The following is a 17,561-nucleotide window of genomic DNA, read 5'->3' on the forward strand; positions in this document are numbered from 1 at the left end:
TCCTCCTACTCCCAATAGAACGGGCCTGCTCCCTTGATCCGGGCCAGTGCCTCGACATAGAAGAAATCCCCGTAGATCAGCGGCACATCGATATTCCGGTCCTCAGGATAGTTGCTGGTGCCGTGAAGCAGCAGCCCCTGTTCGCCGGGATTATCCCAAGTTCCGTAATTGCGGTAGAGAGATTCCGTGATTCTAAGCGCCCCATTCCGGTAGATATGAGCCTCTGATTCTTCCACCAGCCCAGCCAGCAGCAGTAGACCGCTTGCCGCGCAGGAACCGGCAGAAGTATCGCGGATCTCCCCAACATCGCCGGGAGCGCGGAAATCCCACTGCGGCACCTGATCCTCAGGCAGACGGGTCAGGAAGAAATGTGCAACCTGCTTGGACGCATGCAGGTAGCTCAGCTTGCCGGTATGATGATAGGCCAGCGCCAGCCCGTATAGTGCCCAAGCCGCGCCGCGCGACCAGGCCGATTCCGGCGCATAGCCCTGTCCGCCCAGCTTCTCTGCCACTTCGCCCGTCTCCGGGTTGAAGTTGACAATATGATAGACGGAGCCGTCCGGACGGATAAAATGCTCCAGCACCGTATCCATATGTGCCTCCGCAATATGCCGGTAACGCGGGTCTCCGGTGACTTCGGAGGCCCAGAACAGCAGGCTCGTGTTCATGCTGCAGTCGATAATGGCGACCCCACTGTTGTCCTCGCCTTCTCTCCAGGGATTCCAGGCCCGGATATAGCGGCCCTTCAGGTTGAAACGGGCGGCCAGATAGTTGGCGGCCTTCAGCCCGCGGACGCGGGATTCTTCTCTGCCCGTCAGCTTGTAGTTGGCAACACTGGTCAGCAGCCACATGAAGCCAAGGTCATGGTCCAGCTTCACATAGCCGTCCAGCACCTCATCCAGCCGCTCCTCGCAGCGTTCGGCAACTGCCTTCAGGCTCTCGTCACCGCTCCCGGCATAGAGCTGCCAGAGCATTCCCGGCCAGAAGCCGGCAGTCCACCAGCTCGGCACTTCCAGTACATACTTACCGCCTTGACTGGCATGCGGGAACTCAGCCCCGATGCTGATGCTGTTCGTTCTAGTTTTCTCCAGCGCCTTACTCCAAGCCTCATCTACCCATGTCTGATCTATAGTTCTGTTCATTTGAATCCCGCCTTTATGTGAATGTAGTACCCGTGCCGTGCGTCTTACATAAACTCAAAAGTAAACACCAATACGCCCTCTGCCCCGGGCTGGAGAACCTGGAAGTCCAGACTATGCCACACCGTATCCTGGCCATAATGGTCCTGATACACATGTGCAGTAATCTCCGGCCGGACGATCTGCGGATCGTAGGTTACCTGGACACCGCGTCCTTCAGTCCCTAGGAGCAATACTCGCCCTGAACCCGACAGCTCCGGTCTGCACCACGTTATGAACCGTTCCGTCCAGCTTGCCGGGGTCCCATCATACTGATAGGTGTCTGTCAGCTCCAGACGGGGCAGCTCTTCCTTATGCCAGACCAGCGAACGGACCAGGGATTGCAGTCCGGCTACCGGGTACGCCCGGGCCAGCTCCAGCGTCAGCTCATCCTTCGCCGATGCTGCCGATGCATGCAGCACCGTAGCCTGGAACTCCCGTCCGGCTCCCTGGAACTGGCCGTCAATAATCGGCACGCTATGGCCCTGCGATCCGTTGCAGTCATAACCGTAACGGCCGGCACCGAAATAGTCCGCCGTATACTCTCCGCTGCCCAGATCGGCCGCGAAGATCTCCCCCCGGCCGCTCAGAATGAATTGGCCCAGATCATTATGGTTATGAGGCTCGTCGTTGTAGCCACCCTTGGCCGCGAAGCCGAAGGCGCCCGCAGCAGAGATATGCCGGGAGATGAGCCAAGCAGCATCGGGCAGATAGCTGTTGCCTGCCTCCCAGGACTCCTTCTCCTGCCCGGCTCTTGTCCAGATCAGATTGCGCAGCGCCGGTGCGAAGCGGCTGCAGTGATCTTCCGTGAACGGGGCGCGCAGCGCAGACGGCGGGCGCAGGACATCCGGATAGACGTCCGCCAGATAATGGGAGAGTCCCATATGCACCCGTACGCGGGGGACGGAATCAGAGAAATTGGCGACATAGCTGCCGTCAATGAAGCATTGCTGCTGGAAGCGGGCGATCTGTGCCACCTTCTCCTGCTTGAACCAGTCCAGCCTGCCTCCGCTTCTTGCACGGAGCAGATCGCTGTAATAAGTGAAATAGCCGAACCCGTAATTCCAGTAGCCCAGCCCCTCCTGGCAGGCCCCGTCTGCCCCGAAGCCCTGCAGATAATAATTCATGCTTCTCTCTGTCTTAAGGAGAATCTCCGCCAGCATGTCCTTGTCCTTCACAAGGAGCAGTGCAGCCGCACCCACAGAACCCGCACAGACCGCTGCCCAATTGTGAGTCGAGGTCTCCCAGAAATAAGGGCCATGCGCAAGGAACGGCTGGAAGATTCTGCGCTCCACCTCACTGCGTATCCGGGAGCGGAGCAGCAGCGGGAGACGCTCCCCGAGCAGCAGCAGACATTCGCTTAAGGTAAAGCCTGTCTCGGAGGAGAACAGATCGATATGCCGGTTGATCTCAGCAGCATCATGCTTCTCAGGAAGATGAGCGGGAACACACCACGTGTACTCATCGCAGATCGCCCATAGAATATCTGTAAGCTGCTCCAGAGCTGCGGCGTTCTCCGGCTCCAGCAGACTAAGGAATACATACGTATTCAGCCTTCTTCTCCGTTCAAAATAAGGCCGCTCATACTCTAGTCTCGACCCCGTCTGCCGGAAAAGGGTAAACAAACGATACGTCAGCAGCTGTATAGGCTGCCCTTCCAGCCGCTGTGCCTCTGCACGAATCTCACTGATACTGGCCTGCAAGACTTCAGAAGATGCCGACTCACTCCAAAAAGCAGCCGAATCCCCTTGCGGATAATATAAGCTGAGATCTGCCGGCTTCATGTTCTCTACGATTGCCTTAAGTTCCTGTATGTTCATGCCTGAGCTTCCTCTCTGGTTCAGTCTGTCTCTATCCCTTATTCCAAAGCATGGTCCCGCATCACGTTCTCGCCGTCTGCGATTCTCCTTGCCGTCCATTTCATGTCCTCGCCCGACCAGAAGGGGTCAGCAGGAGGCAGGCCCAGCGGCAGAAAAACAGCGGCGCACAGATACAGACTGCCCGTATTAATGTAGCTCTCGGCCAGCTCCGGCTGATAGCCGTAGATCCCCGGCTGCAGCCAGCCGTTCTCATCCAGCGTGCCTGGGTATTGCATAATACGGCTAATGACAGCGGTTAATGCGCAGCGCACCTGGGCCGGAGGCAGCGAGTCTTCCAGGAAATGCTGGAGCGCCGCCTGCGACAGCAGCTGAAACGCCCCGAACCGGTAGACAATCGAACGCCCGAGGAACGGATACGTCCCGTCCGGGGCGATGCTGCGCTCCAGCACGGATGCATATCTCTGCGCCCGCTGCAGGACCAAGGGTCTAAGCCGGGCATACTCCTCATTCTCCTGTTCGAAAAGGGTAACAACATCCACCAGCATCGGCTGAATGACAAAGCTGTTGTAATAATCCCAGTGAAAATCCTTCCCGTCCCCGTAGACTCCGTCACCCTTGTACCAGTCCATGAACATGTGGACCGCATAACCCACCCGCATCCGGTCATAATCCGGGTCGCCCAGCAGATATAAGGCTGCTTCCACCATCGCACTGAACAGCAGCCAGTTGCTGCCGCTCGGAGCAGTCCGCCGCGTCTGCTTGAGCGCTGCAATTAGATTGCCTGTGACCCGTGCGTCCAGCCGGGCTGTAACCGCTCTCGGTGCACGCACCAGCGCATGGGCCAGAAATGCCGCATCGACCAGCGGCTGGCCTTCGGTCTTGAATTCCATATAGTCAGGCGACTGCGGATCGACCGCCGCATCAATCGCTTCCAGCAGCAGCCCTGCATAACGGGCTCTTAAGCGCTCTTCTTCACCATCTAATCCCTCAAGCTCCAGCCAGGGAGCCATCCCGCAGGCCAGCCTCGCAAAAGCTTCCAGATGCGCAAACTGGCTGCGCCCGCTATGAAACTCCGCAGGTAACCGCTCTTTCAGTTTCCGTGCAGCGAGCGCCTCCAGGACCGGCGTTCCAATCCGCAGCATTGTATCCAGCCAGTATTTACGCTGTTCTATCCCACTCATCCATCATTCCACCCTCTCAGGTATTCTTCTTCTCTAGTGTATTGTGGTATTATTGCAATGTCTTTGCGAATAATGATGATTTATTGCATATGTTGTGATCAACATGAAAGGGGCTGTGACGATGAAGCATGCCCGGTATTATGAAACGTTCGACGGAGATATTCTGGCCGGTATCGGCAATTCTCCGATCTCTCCGACGAGGGATTTCCATATCCATGACCACTATGAAATCTTCCTGTTCCTGGGCGGCAGCGTGAACGGCTTCGTGGACCAGTACAGCTATCCGCTGGAGCGCGGCGACGTCCTGTTATTCAACAATCATGAGATTCATAAAATCATCAACCGCTCCCCCGAGCCTTATGAGCGGCTGACCATTCATTTCAAAGCACCGCTGGTCTACCCGTTCTGTACGGCGACCACGAATCTGCTGGCCTGCTTCCAGAACCGCCAGCCCGGGGAGAATAACCTGGCCCGGATGGAGGAGCCGCTGCTCTCGGAGTATACCGCCCTCTCCTCTCAGCTGATCACAGCCCTGGAGCGCAAGCAGTACGGCAGCGAGGTGCTGGCCCTGACGTATCTCATTCAGATTCTGGTGCTGATCAACGAGCTGTACAGCCGCACCCGTTCCGCAGTGCCCAGCATTATCTCCTCCCATATTCAATCTGCTATGAGCTATATCGACAACCACCTGCACCTGAATCTGTCGCTGGCGCACATCGCCGGGGAGCTGAATCTGGATAAATATTATCTCAGCCATCTGTTCAAGCAGCAGACCGGAGGCACCATCTACCGTTATGTCCTGCTCAAAAAGATCGCGTTATCCAAGCAGCTCCTGTCCGCCGGCAACTCCGTGTCTGATACCTGCTACCTGTCCGGCTTCAATGATTATGCCAACTTCATCCGCACCTTCAAGAACATCACGGGCATTCCTCCGGGAAAATACGGCAAATAAAAACGGCAACGCCTATCCGCAGCGCTACCGTTCCCCTCCCCTATACTCCGTAGGACTTACGCCCGTATAATCCTTGAACACCTTGGAGAAATAGTGCTGGTCGCCGAAGGATAGCAGCTCAGATAGCTCCTTCACCTTCAGCTCCGGCCTCAGCGTAATCAGCCGGCAGGCTTCGGCTATCTTCAGCCGCATGCTGTAATGCACGAAGGTCTGGTGTGAGTACCGCTTGAAGATCCGGCTGACATAGGAAGGGCTTACGTGGAACTTAAGCGCGACTTCCGTAATAGAGAGCGGAGCGTAGAGCTGCTCCTGCAAATATTGCTCCAGCTGCCGGAACAACTCCTCGCTGCTCTTCGGCCGCTGCTGCCCAGGTGAGGGCAATCCCTCCGGCAATCCTGTTCTGCTGCCCTCCTGCTCCTGCAGATGGGCTACCAGCCGCTGCATCACTTCAGCAAGCTGCTGCCGCTCCACGGGCTTCAGCAGATAATCGAACACCTGCAGATTCAGCGCCTTGCGCGTATACTCGAAATCGCTGTACCCGCTGATCAGCACCGCCTTGAGCGCCGGATTCACCAGCCTGCACTCCGCGATCAGCGCAAGCCCGTCCAGCTTAGGCATACGGATATCGGTCAGCAGAATGTCCACTGGGTTAGCCTTGATGTATTCCAATGCATCCAGTCCGTTCGGTGCGGTGGCGGCGATGCGGACAGGCAGCTCCATGGACTGCATAAGAGCCTCGATATTCCGCAGAATCGGCTTGCTGTCCTCGGCAATGATAGCGGTATACATAGCGGTCCCTCCCCGGTTCTAGTAGAAGTCTTTACTCATAGATGCGATAATCTGGACCGTAGCACCCTTTTCCCCGCCTAAGTGGTTGTAGATGTTGAAGAACAGCCGGTTCCTGTACATCAGCTTCAGCCGGTTCACCGTATTCACAATCCCCATATTGCCAATCCCTGAGGTATCATGCCTAAGCTCGTTAACCCCGGAATCGGAGCTCTCAATGTTATCCAGAATGTCCCTGATCCTGCCCGGCGCGAAGCCTTCTCCGTTATCCCGGATTTCGATGGCCCACAGGCCGTTATATACCTTCACCCGCACCTCAATCCTCCAAGGAGGGTCCGTATTTTTAAATGCATGTTCAATACAATTCTCCACGAACGGCTGGATCACCAGCCGGGGCAGCTCAATCTGCTCAAGCCCCCCGTCCCCGTCAATCTCCCACTCCAGATCGTCCTCGAAATTATGCTGAATCAGGGACAAATAATGCCGGGTATGCTTCAGCTCCTCCGTCAACGCCACATGCTGATAAGGGGAGGACACAATATAACGCAGGCTGTCCGAGAGATGCTTGCACATTTCGGTCACCACGCTATTCTTCCCTTCCTGGGCGGCAATACTGATCAGATACAGGACATTGTGGATAAAATGGGGCGCGATCTGGGCCTGCAGGGCGGAATTCCGCGACTTCACTTCTTCGTGCAGCGCAAGCTTTTCCCGTTCGATAGATTCCTGTAACCGTTCCAGCAGCTCCTGAAAAGCGCTATTCAGTTGAATCAGCTCATTGTTGTGTGTACGCGGGCCCGCCTTCATATTCAGGTTGCTGTAGTTCATCCGCAGAATCTGGCTGCGCAGCTTGCGGATCGGAAGCAGCAGGTTCCGGGTTGAGAAGTAGATGAAGATGAACGAGAATAGAATCAGCGCGGTAATCAGCAGAATAGAGATGTATTTCACCGAATTGACCGGGCCCAGCACCACATTCCTCGGATTCACCACATAGGTGGTCCAGCCCGTCTCGGCAGAGCGGTGGTAAGCCACATAGTTCTGGCCGCTGCTCAGATAGATTCCGTTAGCTGCTGCAGATTCAGAGGGAGACGCTGCGAATTCTGGGGCCTTCTCCCCTTCCCGTAGTGCCGGGAAGCTTGCGACCAGCCGCTGGTCCTGATCCATAATATAGACCTTGCCGCCCGCCAGTCCCGCAGCAGATCTGTTCAAGTACCGCTGGTCGAGCTGCACCGCCAGATAGCCGAATACCTGACCATTCTGGTTCCTGATCGCCCGCACAAAAGAGATGGCATCCGCCCCCTGCCGGTACAGCGCGTAACCGCTTGCATTCCAGGTCGGCAGCTCGCTGCTCTCTTCCAGGAACGGCCTGAGCGAAGCCGGGCTATCAGCGTATCCGATATAAGAGGCCACCCGCTCCCCTGTCAGATCATAGATCATCATATCCTCAATGTTCAGACTCGGCCCCAGTGCCTGGAACATGATGTCTTTAAGCCTGCGGCTTCGGGTCAGCCCTTCAAGGGTAAGCTGTGAGTAATCACCTGCGGACAGCAGCGTGAACACCTCTTTGTTCGACAGAATCCGCTGGGAGAGCTGGTTCTGGTTATTGATATAGAGGTTCAGCTGATCGCTGACCTGGACAGCCGCCAGCTTCATTTCGTTCTCTGTCTTGTCCTTGAGCGGCTGGATCACCATATAATTCACATAGACCAGAAAGCAGCCCAGCACAATCAGCAGGAGCACCATGAAGGTGAAGAAGAACTTCGTTTGCAGACTGGCCTGAACCCTGCCTCCGCGCAATTTCTGAACAATAGTCGCCAAACCCGAGCCCTCCTTGAACCTTATGATGCTCTACTTTACAACCAAACCGGCAAATCGACAAGCACCCCTACGAGTTCAGAATATTACACAGAAAGTGTCAAGTACACACATGTACCTTGCGCGGTACTCATTCTATAATGGGCAATGTAAACGGATTCAGTTCACAGAAAATTCACTACGGGGGCGATCACATGAATAGCAAACTGAAAAAAATTGCAACAGGCGTACTGGCCGGTGTAATGACCTTATCGCTGGCGGCATGCGGGTCTGACAATTCAGGCTCCGGCAATGCTGCGGCTACCAACAGCGGCGGAAACGGAAACAGCGGCAGTGGCAGCAGCAGCGGCAAAAAGGTAACCATCGAGCTGGCCATCTCCAAAAGCTCGCAGGATTCGGCGTTCGTCGCCCAGGATGTGCTGGATGAGTTCGAACAGAAAACCAATATCAAAGTGAATCTGCAGCTTCTTCCGGCAGAGCAGACCGCCACCGTACTTCAGACCAAGCTGGCCGTTGACGAGGTGCCTGACCTGATTCAATACAATCTAGCGAGTGCGACAACAGACCTTAACCTGGAGCGCAATTTCGAGATTCTGGATAACGAGCCTTGGGTGAGCCGGCTGCTGAATAAGGATGTGCTCTCGGCTTACGATCATGTCTACAGCTTCCATTACAGCCAGGATACAGGGATGCAGGGAGTCGTCTATAACAAGGATATATTCGCAGACCTGGGTCTTGCCATACCGAAGAATTATGAGGAATTCCTGGCTGTCTGCGAGAAAATCAAGGCCAGTGGCATCACGCCGGTCTTCATGCCGTTCAAGGATAACTGGGCGGCGAATATCTGGCCTGCAGCTGCTTTTGCCGATTGGGCTTCCAAAAACGAGCCTTCCCTGTTCGAGGACATTAATGCCGGCCGCAAAAAGTGGTCCGATGTTCCCGAGTTCGCCACCTTCCTGGACCAGCAGTATGAGGTCTACAAGAAAGGCTATACCAACACCGATATTCTCAGCGACAGCTACGATATGGCGGTGGGCAAATTCCTGAACAAGGAAACCGCGATGATGTTCATGGGCGACTGGCTGATTGTGAACGTGGCGGAGAAAGATCCGAATGTGCATCTGGGCCTGTTCGCCATCCCTTCCTCTGAGGATGCAAATCTGGGCGCAAGCCCGCTGGGCGGCCAGCTGTTCATCCCTAAGAAAGCCAAGCATATGGAAGAAGCGAAGAAATTCCTTGAGTTCCTCGCCAGCAAAGAGGTTGCCCAGAAAATGGTCGACAGCCAAGGCTCCGTATCCAACTTCAGCGATGTGACGACACCGAAGCTCCCGGACTACAAGCAAGAGATTGTCGATCAATATATCACGCCTAAAAAGACTACGCTGACCACCGATGCCTACATGATCGTGGACCGCAGCGAGCTGTACCGTCTGCTTCAGGATGAGTTCGCCGGCGGTCTGGACGCTGCGGGCGTACTCAAGGCCTGGGATGAGAAATTCAGCCAGCTAATGAAGGACAAAGGCGTAGAGGGCTTTTAATTAGAGCGGATAACCATTACAACAGGCAGAATAAAGTCCGTCCGGGGCTTTATTCTGTTCCTGGCTATAGAGGAGTGTGAAGAGATGAAAGTATCCAAGAGACTATACTCGTATTACCTGATCTGGCCTGCGCTGTTGATCTATTCTGTGTTTTTCGTGCTGCCTGCGCTAACCGGACTCTTCTATTCCTTCACCGACTGGCGGCTGGACCGGGAAGCAGTCAAGTTCATCGGCTGGGACAATTTTGAACGGATTTTCACAGATAGAACACTACTACTTGCTATGAAAAATACAGCGATCTTCGCCATCGTTACCGTGCTCGGCAAAAATCTGCTCGGCATCGCGCTTGCGGTCGGCTTGAACATGAAGCTAAAATCCAAAAATCTGCTGCGGGCTATTTTTTATTCTCCGTCGATCCTAAGCGTTTTGGTTATTAGCATTGTGTTCACGCCCATGCTGCGCTCCGACGGAACGATTAACCGCATCTTCGAAGCTGTGGGCCTGCCTTCGCTGAGCCAGGCCTGGCTGACCAATCCGGCGATTGTCATCTGGACCGTAGCCTTTGTGTCCATCTGGCAGCATACCGGCTTCCAAATGGCGATCTACCTGGCCGGACTCCAGTCGATCTCCAAAGAATATTATGAAGCCGCCACCATTGACGGTGCCGGTTCCTGGCGCAGCTTCCGCAGCATCACGATTCCGCTGCTGCTCCCTGCGATCAACATCAATCTGATGCTCACCCTGATCGGCGGCCTCAAGGTGTTCTCCGAGGTATTCGTCCTCACCGGCGGGGGACCCGGCAACGCCTCCCAGGTGGTAGGTACGATCATCCTGCGCTCGTTCGGAGAGGGAAGCTGGGGGCTGGGCACAGCCGTCAACACCCTGCTGTTCGCTGCCGTAACAATCATTGCCATTCCCCTGCTGATCTTCATGCGGCGTAAGGAGGTATCGGAATAATGAGCTTTTCACGTAAAATGGCCTGGCGCAACTATGTAGTCGAAGGGCTGCTGATCCTGGCCTCCCTGCTGATTATCCTGCCGCTGCTGATTATGCTGTTCGGAAGCTTCATGACCAGCGCCGAGGTGCTGAAGTTCTCCCTGCGGCTCCCGGAGAAGTGGAACTTCTCCAACTATACAACGGTCTTCCGTGAAGGGGGACTGGGACGCGCGTTCCTGAACGGGATGCTGATTACCGGCGTCTCCTCTATTCTGAATATCTTCACCTCGTCAGCGGCCTCCTTCATTCTGGTGCGCCGGGAGACCAAGTGGTCGAATTTCCTGTACATGTTCTTCTTCATGGGCTTGATCGCGCCGATGTCCACGATCACCACGATCCGTGTCGTGCAGTGGATGGGCTTCTACGGCAGCATCACCAGCGTCATCCTGATCTACGCCTCGCTGAATACGGCGTTCAGCGTGTTTCTGTACAGCGGATTCATCCGGTCTATTCCGAAGGCGCTGGATGAGGTAGCTTTTCTGGAGGGGGCGAATACATTCGATGTGTTCTTCAAGATCGTTACCCCGCTGATCGTCCCAGTGAACGCCACCGTAGCGATTATGGTGTTCATGTCCGTCTGGAACGACATTACCATTCCGCTCTATTTCCTGACGGACAGCTCGGACTGGACGATGCCGCTCTCAGTGTACAATTTCTACGGCAAGTACAGCCGGGACTGGAATCTGATCTTCGCAGACCTGGTGTTAACTTCCCTTCCCGTGCTAATCCTGTATATCTTCTGCCAAAAGTACATTGTTAGCGGACTCACTGCGGGTGCGGTGAAGGGGTAGTAAGAGTGTGGAGAATAGGTTTTGTCAACCTGTGATGCAAAAGGAGCCATCCCAACAGCCATGAAATAGTTGCTGGGATGGCTCCTTTTTAGTGAAATTCACGTGAGTATTTCCCCCTGAATTGCTCGCTCTCTTTGAAAGGCTTCTGCTTCATCAGAAAATAGTTTATAATAAATCCCTCGTTTAACAATTAATTGTTGGTGTGTTCCGCATTCTACTACCTGACCTTCATTTAACACAATAATCCTATTAGCATATAAGACAGATGTATACCTATGCGATATGTATACACCTATCTTCCCTTCTATATAATTTTGGAATTGCAGAAATACTTGTTTTTCCGATTCCGGATCAAGAAAAGAGCTTGGTTCATCCATAATATATAGATCAGCATCTTTAAAGAAAGCTCTTGATATGGCTATTTTTTGCCATTGCCCACCAGAAATTTGAACCCCACCTTCAAAATTTCTACCTAGCTGTTGATCTATTTGATTGGGGAAACTTTTAATTAGTTCATCTGCACCAGTAAGTTGGGCCGAATTCCATATTTTAGAGGTATTATCCATCTTTTCGAGGTCACCAAACCCAATATTTTCTCTAACAGTAAAATCAAATTGGATAAAATCTTGAAATATAACACCAATTTTTTTGTATAATGTATCTTTACTATAATTATGTATTGATATTGAATTAATTAATATTTCACCTGTAAAATCATCATATAAGCCTGTCATTAATTTAATTATCGTTGATTTCCCCGATCCGTTTCTTCCAACAAATGCAACAGAGTCATTTGTTTGTATTTTGAAATTGAGGTCTTTTAGCGCGTAAACTGTTTGACCAGGATAAATAAAGGAGACATTTATAAACTCTATGCTTTCTATTTTATCCATTTTAACGAAACTCTGCTTTAACAGTATATTTTCATAACTTTTTTTACTTTTATTTAGAAATGAGAATAATTCATCCAAGTATAAATTATTCTCGCACAAGGAAATTAATCCTTGAGAGATAGCATTAATATTCTGGTTTGTAAGCAATACTGCTTGTACCAAACCATATATACTACCTAAGAGTAGACTCTCTTGAAATGACACATATACAATAATATAAAGAACTATCGAGATAAAAAGAGTACTAATTATTTGAAAGAATAGATATAAAACTGTTCGTCTTTTTGATAGGTCTTTATCCTCCTTATAAAATCTATTAAAAATATCTTTGTACCTAATACTTAAATAGTCATTTAAGTGATATAGTTTAATTTCTTTGAATGCCTTATCATTCGTTAACAAAAAATTAATATAACTTGCTTTCCTTTGCAATGGAGATCTTTTTCTTTTTGAAATATATTGAATTTGTGCGAACTTCAATAACGAATAGAATGAAAATAAAGGTGACACAAGAAGAATAATCACTAACCACCACTTGAAATTCAGTATAATAACAATACTAGAAATCAAAGTAATAATTGAGCTTATAAGATTAATTAATACCTTATATACTTGGATGGGCCGGTCTATCGAATCTTGCATAACTCTTCTTAGTTGATTATGAATTTCAGGATCTTCATAATCACGAAGCATAAAATCAGAGGTTTTTGTTACTATTGAAACTTGCAAGTGGTTTATTAATAATAGCTGATATAACTTTTCAAAGTGTTCAAGAATAGACGTAACAAAGAGACTACAAATCAGAACAAAAATTAAAGGCAGAATTGGGTATATCATCACGTTGAATGATCGCTCTTCGATTTTCATCACTAAAAATTGAATGGAAAAAAGATTTATTATTGGTAAGAAACCTTTGATTATATAACAAAAAATAATTAATGAAAAATAACTTCTTTTTGCCCTCCATAATAATTTCCCAAGTTCCGGCCAGTACCGAAATGATGCAAATATAGTTTTGATATTGATCCCATCCATATTACCCTCCAAAGCTTAACCTTCTCCCATTATTTCGCACTAAATCAATCGTTAATGGTAAGTTTTTGACGACGACTTTCCGTATAGATATTCATTGGGTTTTCTTCAAGTGTTTTTTTGATCATTTGATGTTTCAAGAGATTAATATTATCCTTTGAAGTATCCGTATCATTAGTTAATATGTAATCTATCCATTTGCTTACCCAGTCAAATCCATAATTAAAATCTAGCAGTTTGTTAGAATATATGTTAATGATCAATTGGTCACGATTCTTCATCATGACTTTTGGTTCAATAGAGGATACAGCATAACGTTGAGTAATTTCTAAAGAGTAGCGCTTTGGAGCTATATGAAGCCCATCAGCTAAATTGTATAAATAATCTATAACAACACCGAACTTCTCAGCCCTATCCCTACTCATTCCTTTGTAATGGACCTGTGTTGTTCCAATTTTTATAATATTAAATTCATTACTTTCGAGCCGCTTATCATGCGTATATTCATAGATACGTATGCCACTAAATAGACACAACGCAATTCCAACGGTTAACCACGTAATCAGACTTTTCTTCCCACCTCCTCGACGATACGAAAATATAGTTGCCATTCCATAAAACAATAGAACCGCAGCAAAAATCGATATAATATTTCTAAAGTTTATTAGGTAGGGATTGTAAATATTAAGCACTGGAGATACATATCTGAATTTTTCGTGTAGCGTCCATGGAATTAATCCAATTGTTAAATATAAAGTAATCAGAACCAGTATTCCTAAACCATGCTTGCGGATTACTTCTCCTACCAAAAGACCTGATACAACAGCAAAAAGGCCGGAAAAAAGGGCAATAAGCCCAATATTAAAGTCTGGAACATCCCCAAACCAGATACGTAATGTGACCCATATTATTATTATCACAGGTGAAGTTATGATTACTGCTACAATTCCTTGATTAAAAATTTTACGATTGGTAGAGATAATTGACAAAAATACAAATTGCTCTGCTTGATATCTTTTGCTTAAATTAGCCGCTTGCAGTGCAAACAAAGCAATAAATAATAAATCCAGGCTAATTTTCAAAATTAAATCTTCATTCATTTGAAAATTAAAATATACTATTACCATTAAAGAAAACAGGTATATTCCTGTATTGGCCTTGCCAAAGAAAAGAAGCAACCAAAATCGTATTAGATTTAAGTTCATAATCTCCCCCTTGCTTTCCACAGACGATTGCTAAAATACATTAGAATTAATGCAATACACAATATAAAAGTTCTTCCTACAAAAAAAGACGAGTCAAAAAAATGACTGGTAATCCAATCCGGGTTAAACCATATCGAAAAGGCCGGAGAATTCACTGACATCCCTATAACAAGAAAAATAATATTAAATATATTTACGTATACTTGTTTTTTTAATAATAAGCTCAAAAGAGCAGCAATTTGAACGGATATACCAATTGTCGTAAACGAGGTGTAAATTAACGGAAGTATTAAATCAAAAAAGTTGACTCCATAAAATAACACATGACCTCCGAGAATAAGGATTAAGCAACTGGATTGTGACAGAAAGATAATCCCCCACAAAACACAAACTTTACATACAAGATATAGGTAGTTTGAATGCAATTTAGGAATAATGGTTGAATAGATCATCGCTTGCTTATCATCGTCATAAAGAAAAGAATATAGAATTGGCATTGCTAAAATACAGAAAAATAATTGTCCGTGCAACAAGAATACCCACATTTCTTTATCCTTTGTACCGGTAGATAAATACAGAAACATAGGTATCAAAAAAGTGATCAGGAAAACCAAAATGTTATATAATAAATTTTTCTTTAACAACAGTATTTCAAATCGAACTAAAACTTTCACCTCCCTCACTCTATTAAGGCCCCCTCTCATTATCGGATATATACAGATAAGCATCTTCCAGGTTTGGAGTCTCTAGTGTATATTCCCCATATTTTTCTGGAGGACTATTATCTAGCAAACGAACTTGCATTAACCCCCTTTTCCTAACAACAGATATGATACGGCTTTCATTACTTAATTGTTGCAACTGCCTTTTATCCACTTCAACTAACCATATTTTCCCTTCCACTTTATGGATAGCCTCATCAACACTCCCATTATAAAGACAGCTTCCTTTCTTTAAAATAAGTACATTGTCACAGGTGCTTGAGATATCCGGTACAATATGCGTAGATAACAATACAATGCGATCTTCCGAAAAACTGTGAAGCAAGTTTCTAAAAGCAATTCGCTCCTTTGGATCAAGCCCCACCGTAGGTTCATCAATAATTAACAACTGGGGAAGGTTTAACATAGCTTGAGCGATACCAAATCGTTGTTTCATACCGCCTGAAAGTTGCTTGATTTTTTTATGAGCATGTTCTTCAAGACCCACTTCAATTAGTCTTTGTGAAATTTCTTCCTGTATTCTTCGTTGACCTATTAACCCCTTTAAAGCAGCAAAATAATTCATGGATTCAATGATTGTTGCATCAGGGAAAAAGTCAAAACTTTGTGGAAGATATCCTAACATGGCACGAATTGCATCAGGCTCTTTTCTTAGCGAATATCCAAACATACTTACATCGCCCTCGTTAAACCCTAGCAGTGTTGCTAGAATTTTCATTAAGGTAGTTTTACCAGCACCATTATCACCAAGCAAACCAAAAATCCCCTTATTAATTTGAAAACTTAACTGATTAATGACTTGATTACTGCCGTATTTTTTACTCAATGCTTCCACTTCAACTGACAATCATTTCTTCCTCCTTTATCATCTTGTTATTAAACAATTTATCTTTATCCTCCTCGTCCAACCTCAAGTATAATCTGATGCAATCATTTATTGCACTTCTAGTAAACTCACAGGAAATTTCTAGCGGATCTTCTATAGCTCCAGTGTTCTTTAAATTTTCATGTGGGCAATCTCCACCACATAGGTTAATTGCCCAACATTCCCTACACTTTGTTCTTTCTTCTAGACTAAATTCATTTAATATTTCCTTCTCCCTAAGGCGGGAAACTCCTTCATTCACATTTCCTAGAGAATAATTTTTTTCACTAACAAATCTTTGACATGGATACAAATCTCCATGAACATCAACAGCTAGCATATGGGAAGCAGCCCCACAATAATAATGCCGTTTGGAAGATGAATGAACCCTTCTTAGATATTTATATATATTTGAGATTTCCCGAGCCTTCTTATACTCCTTACTATGTATTAAAGTCTCAAAATAATTTACCAGTTTGGTGAATTCAAGTGAGTAATCCTCATAATCCTTAACATCAAGCATCTGAACTGCAGGATACATAGCAACATTTCGGAATCCAATTTCATTTAAATGTTTTAATGTATAGGTAATATCCAGTTGAACCGGTGAGACAGTAGCTCTCGCTGAGATCATTCCATTCTTTCTTAATTTCTCAGTCCTATTAAGAATAAGATCATAGCTGCCTTCTTTATTCTGAAAATAGCGGTTAAAATCATGAGTTTTCTGATCTCCATCCAGACTCACTTGTATTGCTACCTGATGCTCCATTAAATAGTCAACAACGTCTTTGGTAAGCAAGGTTCCATTGGTGGTCATACTATACCTTACTCTTTTCCCTGTTAGTTTTTCTTTGCTTTGGACATAAGGAATGATATCCTGAATGAGTTTATAATTAAGTAATGGCTCTCCACCGAAAAAACAAATGCTTAGTTCTTCCTCCAAAGCTTGATTAAATAAAAAATCTATAGCTTGGGTAGCTGTATCCATGTCCATCCTGCCACGGTCATTGTATTCTCCATTAACACCATAACAATAAGAACATCTCAGATTACATTCTTGAACCAGCATAAGAATCAGAGAAGAGACCCCGTTTGTCTCTTTTGTACAAGCACAGGAATCTGTATTAATGTCATCCACTAAATCTTGCACAAGTAAAACTCCTGCTTTCTCTAGCGTAGTAAGTAATTCACTTAACTCTTCCATGGTATAATTATTTTTTAGAAGTTGGTAAAGTTCTTCAATAGTTTTCCCGTCACTGTTGCAAATATCTACTATTGTGTCATCGACTTGAAATATCCCGCTATTCTCAACATTATATAGATATAAATTATCTTGCTCTTCAAAAAATTTTACAGCTTTAATTTTTATTGGACTATTAAACATTAATAACTTCACTTCCTTCTCAAAATATTAGAAAGCCTAAGAATTGCTTCTTAGACTTTCTTTTGTTTATAGATGAAAATTCAATCAATCCCCATCATTACGAATACACCAACCACTCTCGTTGTTTCCACAAATAAAGTCAAAAGCATCACAATCTACGCATTTGTCTCTTGCATCGCATGTTATGCAAAACATAGGTGAGACACTGCCACTTGCAACGACATTAACAGGTTTAAACATTCGACTACCTCCTATATTTTGGAATTATGTAATACTAAGTTAGTTTAGCTCGTTCGTTCTCTTTTATCTATATATAAAAAGACCTGAATCCGTGAAATAACCAAAGCCGGAGCACCCCCTCCTCTTGAATTGTAGCGATTCGTGTGACAAGCAAAGAGGAGAG

The 17,561-nt window shown here is 47.1% G+C and carries 13 protein-coding genes; 4 read left to right on the forward strand and 9 right to left on the reverse strand.

The genetic code is table 11. The features are described 5' to 3' along the window. Positions 1 to 5: 5 nt before the first annotated feature. From C162_RS24505 to C162_RS24515, 3 genes are read right to left on the reverse strand one after another with little or no spacing between them, the layout of a single operon-like run. A complete protein-coding gene (locus C162_RS24505) occupies positions 6 to 1,142 on the reverse strand; it encodes a glycoside hydrolase family 88 protein (protein ID WP_036698687.1) in 1,137 nt (378 codons plus the stop codon). A 44-nt stretch (positions 1,143 to 1,186) separates the two neighbouring features. Beyond that, positions 1,187 to 2,998: a heparinase II/III family protein gene (locus C162_RS24510; protein ID WP_036698690.1), complete on the reverse strand. Its 1,812-nt coding sequence runs from the start codon at positions 2,996 to 2,998 to the stop codon at positions 1,187 to 1,189. 38 nt (positions 2,999 to 3,036) lie between these two features. Further along, the gene (locus C162_RS24515) at positions 3,037 to 4,179 is read right to left on the reverse strand and encodes a DUF2264 domain-containing protein (protein WP_036698693.1); all 1,143 of its coding nucleotides are present in this window, start codon (positions 4,177 to 4,179) and stop codon (positions 3,037 to 3,039) included. A 121-nt stretch (positions 4,180 to 4,300) separates the two neighbouring features. Here C162_RS24515 and C162_RS24520 point away from each other — a divergent pair, with 121 nt between their 5' ends. After that, the gene (locus C162_RS24520) at positions 4,301 to 5,131 is read left to right on the forward strand and encodes a helix-turn-helix domain-containing protein (RefSeq protein WP_051493888.1); all 831 of its coding nucleotides are present in this window, start codon (positions 4,301 to 4,303) and stop codon (positions 5,129 to 5,131) included. A 24-nt stretch (positions 5,132 to 5,155) separates the two neighbouring features. Here C162_RS24520 and C162_RS24525 read toward each other — a convergent pair whose 3' ends face one another. Beyond that, a complete protein-coding gene (locus tag C162_RS24525; RefSeq protein WP_036698695.1) occupies positions 5,156 to 5,920 on the reverse strand; it encodes a response regulator transcription factor in 765 nt (254 codons plus the stop codon). Between the two features lie 18 nt (positions 5,921 to 5,938). Then, positions 5,939 to 7,735: a sensor histidine kinase gene (locus C162_RS24530; protein ID WP_235218512.1), complete on the reverse strand. Its 1,797-nt coding sequence runs from the start codon at positions 7,733 to 7,735 to the stop codon at positions 5,939 to 5,941. Between the two features lie 191 nt (positions 7,736 to 7,926). Between C162_RS24530 and C162_RS24535 the strand changes: the two genes are divergently transcribed. The 3 genes from C162_RS24535 to C162_RS24545 all read left to right on the forward strand — a co-directional run bounded on the left by C162_RS24535 (position 7,927) and on the right by C162_RS24545 (position 11,057). Further along, positions 7,927 to 9,270 (forward strand): ABC transporter substrate-binding protein, encoded by a 1,344-nt coding sequence (locus C162_RS24535; RefSeq protein ID WP_036698699.1) that lies wholly within the window; start codon positions 7,927 to 7,929, stop codon positions 9,268 to 9,270. Between the two features lie 84 nt (positions 9,271 to 9,354). Continuing rightward, positions 9,355 to 10,227, forward strand: a complete 873-nt coding sequence (locus C162_RS24540; RefSeq protein WP_036698702.1) for a carbohydrate ABC transporter permease — start codon at positions 9,355 to 9,357, stop codon at positions 10,225 to 10,227. After that, complete coding sequence (locus tag C162_RS24545) at positions 10,227 to 11,057, forward strand: carbohydrate ABC transporter permease (RefSeq protein WP_036698703.1); 831 nt, start codon at positions 10,227 to 10,229, stop codon at positions 11,055 to 11,057. The genes C162_RS24540 and C162_RS24545 overlap by 1 nt, the downstream gene beginning before the upstream one ends. A gap of 98 nt (positions 11,058 to 11,155) precedes the next feature. On the opposite strand, the gene C162_RS24550 is transcribed toward C162_RS24545, so the two are convergent. The 4 genes from C162_RS24550 to papB form a co-directional block, all read right to left on the reverse strand. Further along, positions 11,156 to 12,985, reverse strand: coding sequence for an ABC transporter ATP-binding protein (locus C162_RS24550; RefSeq protein WP_084649033.1), 1,830 nt, complete (start codon positions 12,983 to 12,985; stop codon positions 11,156 to 11,158). Between the two features lie 44 nt (positions 12,986 to 13,029). Beyond that, positions 13,030 to 14,187: a hypothetical protein gene (locus tag C162_RS24555; protein ID WP_051493889.1), complete on the reverse strand. Its 1,158-nt coding sequence runs from the start codon at positions 14,185 to 14,187 to the stop codon at positions 13,030 to 13,032. A gap of 687 nt (positions 14,188 to 14,874) precedes the next feature. Further along, positions 14,875 to 15,756, reverse strand: coding sequence for an ATP-binding cassette domain-containing protein (locus tag C162_RS24565; protein ID WP_036698708.1), 882 nt, complete (start codon positions 15,754 to 15,756; stop codon positions 14,875 to 14,877). After that, positions 15,746 to 17,158 (reverse strand): PapB family radical SAM/SPASM ranthipeptide maturase, encoded by a 1,413-nt coding sequence (gene papB, locus C162_RS24570; protein ID WP_036698710.1) that lies wholly within the window; start codon positions 17,156 to 17,158, stop codon positions 15,746 to 15,748. The genes C162_RS24565 and papB overlap by 11 nt, the downstream gene beginning before the upstream one ends. Positions 17,159 to 17,561 lie beyond the last annotated feature (403 nt).

The sequence above is a fragment of the Paenibacillus sp. FSL R7-269 genome (genome assembly GCF_000517865.1).
Lineage (GTDB): Bacteria > Bacillota > Bacilli > Paenibacillales > Paenibacillaceae > Paenibacillus_AQ.

What these genes read in the sequence shown, in the direction of transcription:
- C162_RS24505 (WP_036698687.1), bottom strand. Translation starts at nt 1,142, where the DNA reads ATGAACAGAACTATAGATCAGACATGGGTAGATGAGGCTTGGAGTAAG.
- C162_RS24510 (WP_036698690.1), bottom strand. Translation starts at nt 2,998, where the DNA reads ATGAACATACAGGAACTTAAGGCAATCGTAGAGAACATGAAGCCGGCA.
- C162_RS24515 (WP_036698693.1), bottom strand. Translation starts at nt 4,179, where the DNA reads ATGAGTGGGATAGAACAGCGTAAATACTGGCTGGATACAATGCTGCGG.
- C162_RS24520 (WP_051493888.1), top strand. Translation starts at nt 4,301, where the DNA reads ATGAAGCATGCCCGGTATTATGAAACGTTCGACGGAGATATTCTGGCC.
- C162_RS24525 (WP_036698695.1), bottom strand. Translation starts at nt 5,920, where the DNA reads ATGTATACCGCTATCATTGCCGAGGACAGCAAGCCGATTCTGCGGAAT.
- C162_RS24535 (WP_036698699.1), top strand. Translation starts at nt 7,927, where the DNA reads ATGAATAGCAAACTGAAAAAAATTGCAACAGGCGTACTGGCCGGTGTA.
- C162_RS24540 (WP_036698702.1), top strand. Translation starts at nt 9,355, where the DNA reads ATGAAAGTATCCAAGAGACTATACTCGTATTACCTGATCTGGCCTGCG.
- C162_RS24545 (WP_036698703.1), top strand. Translation starts at nt 10,227, where the DNA reads ATGAGCTTTTCACGTAAAATGGCCTGGCGCAACTATGTAGTCGAAGGG.
- C162_RS24550 (WP_084649033.1), bottom strand. Translation starts at nt 12,985, where the DNA reads ATGGATGGGATCAATATCAAAACTATATTTGCATCATTTCGGTACTGG.
- C162_RS24555 (WP_051493889.1), bottom strand. Translation starts at nt 14,187, where the DNA reads ATGAACTTAAATCTAATACGATTTTGGTTGCTTCTTTTCTTTGGCAAG.
- papB (WP_036698710.1), bottom strand. Translation starts at nt 17,158, where the DNA reads ATGTTTAATAGTCCAATAAAAATTAAAGCTGTAAAATTTTTTGAAGAG.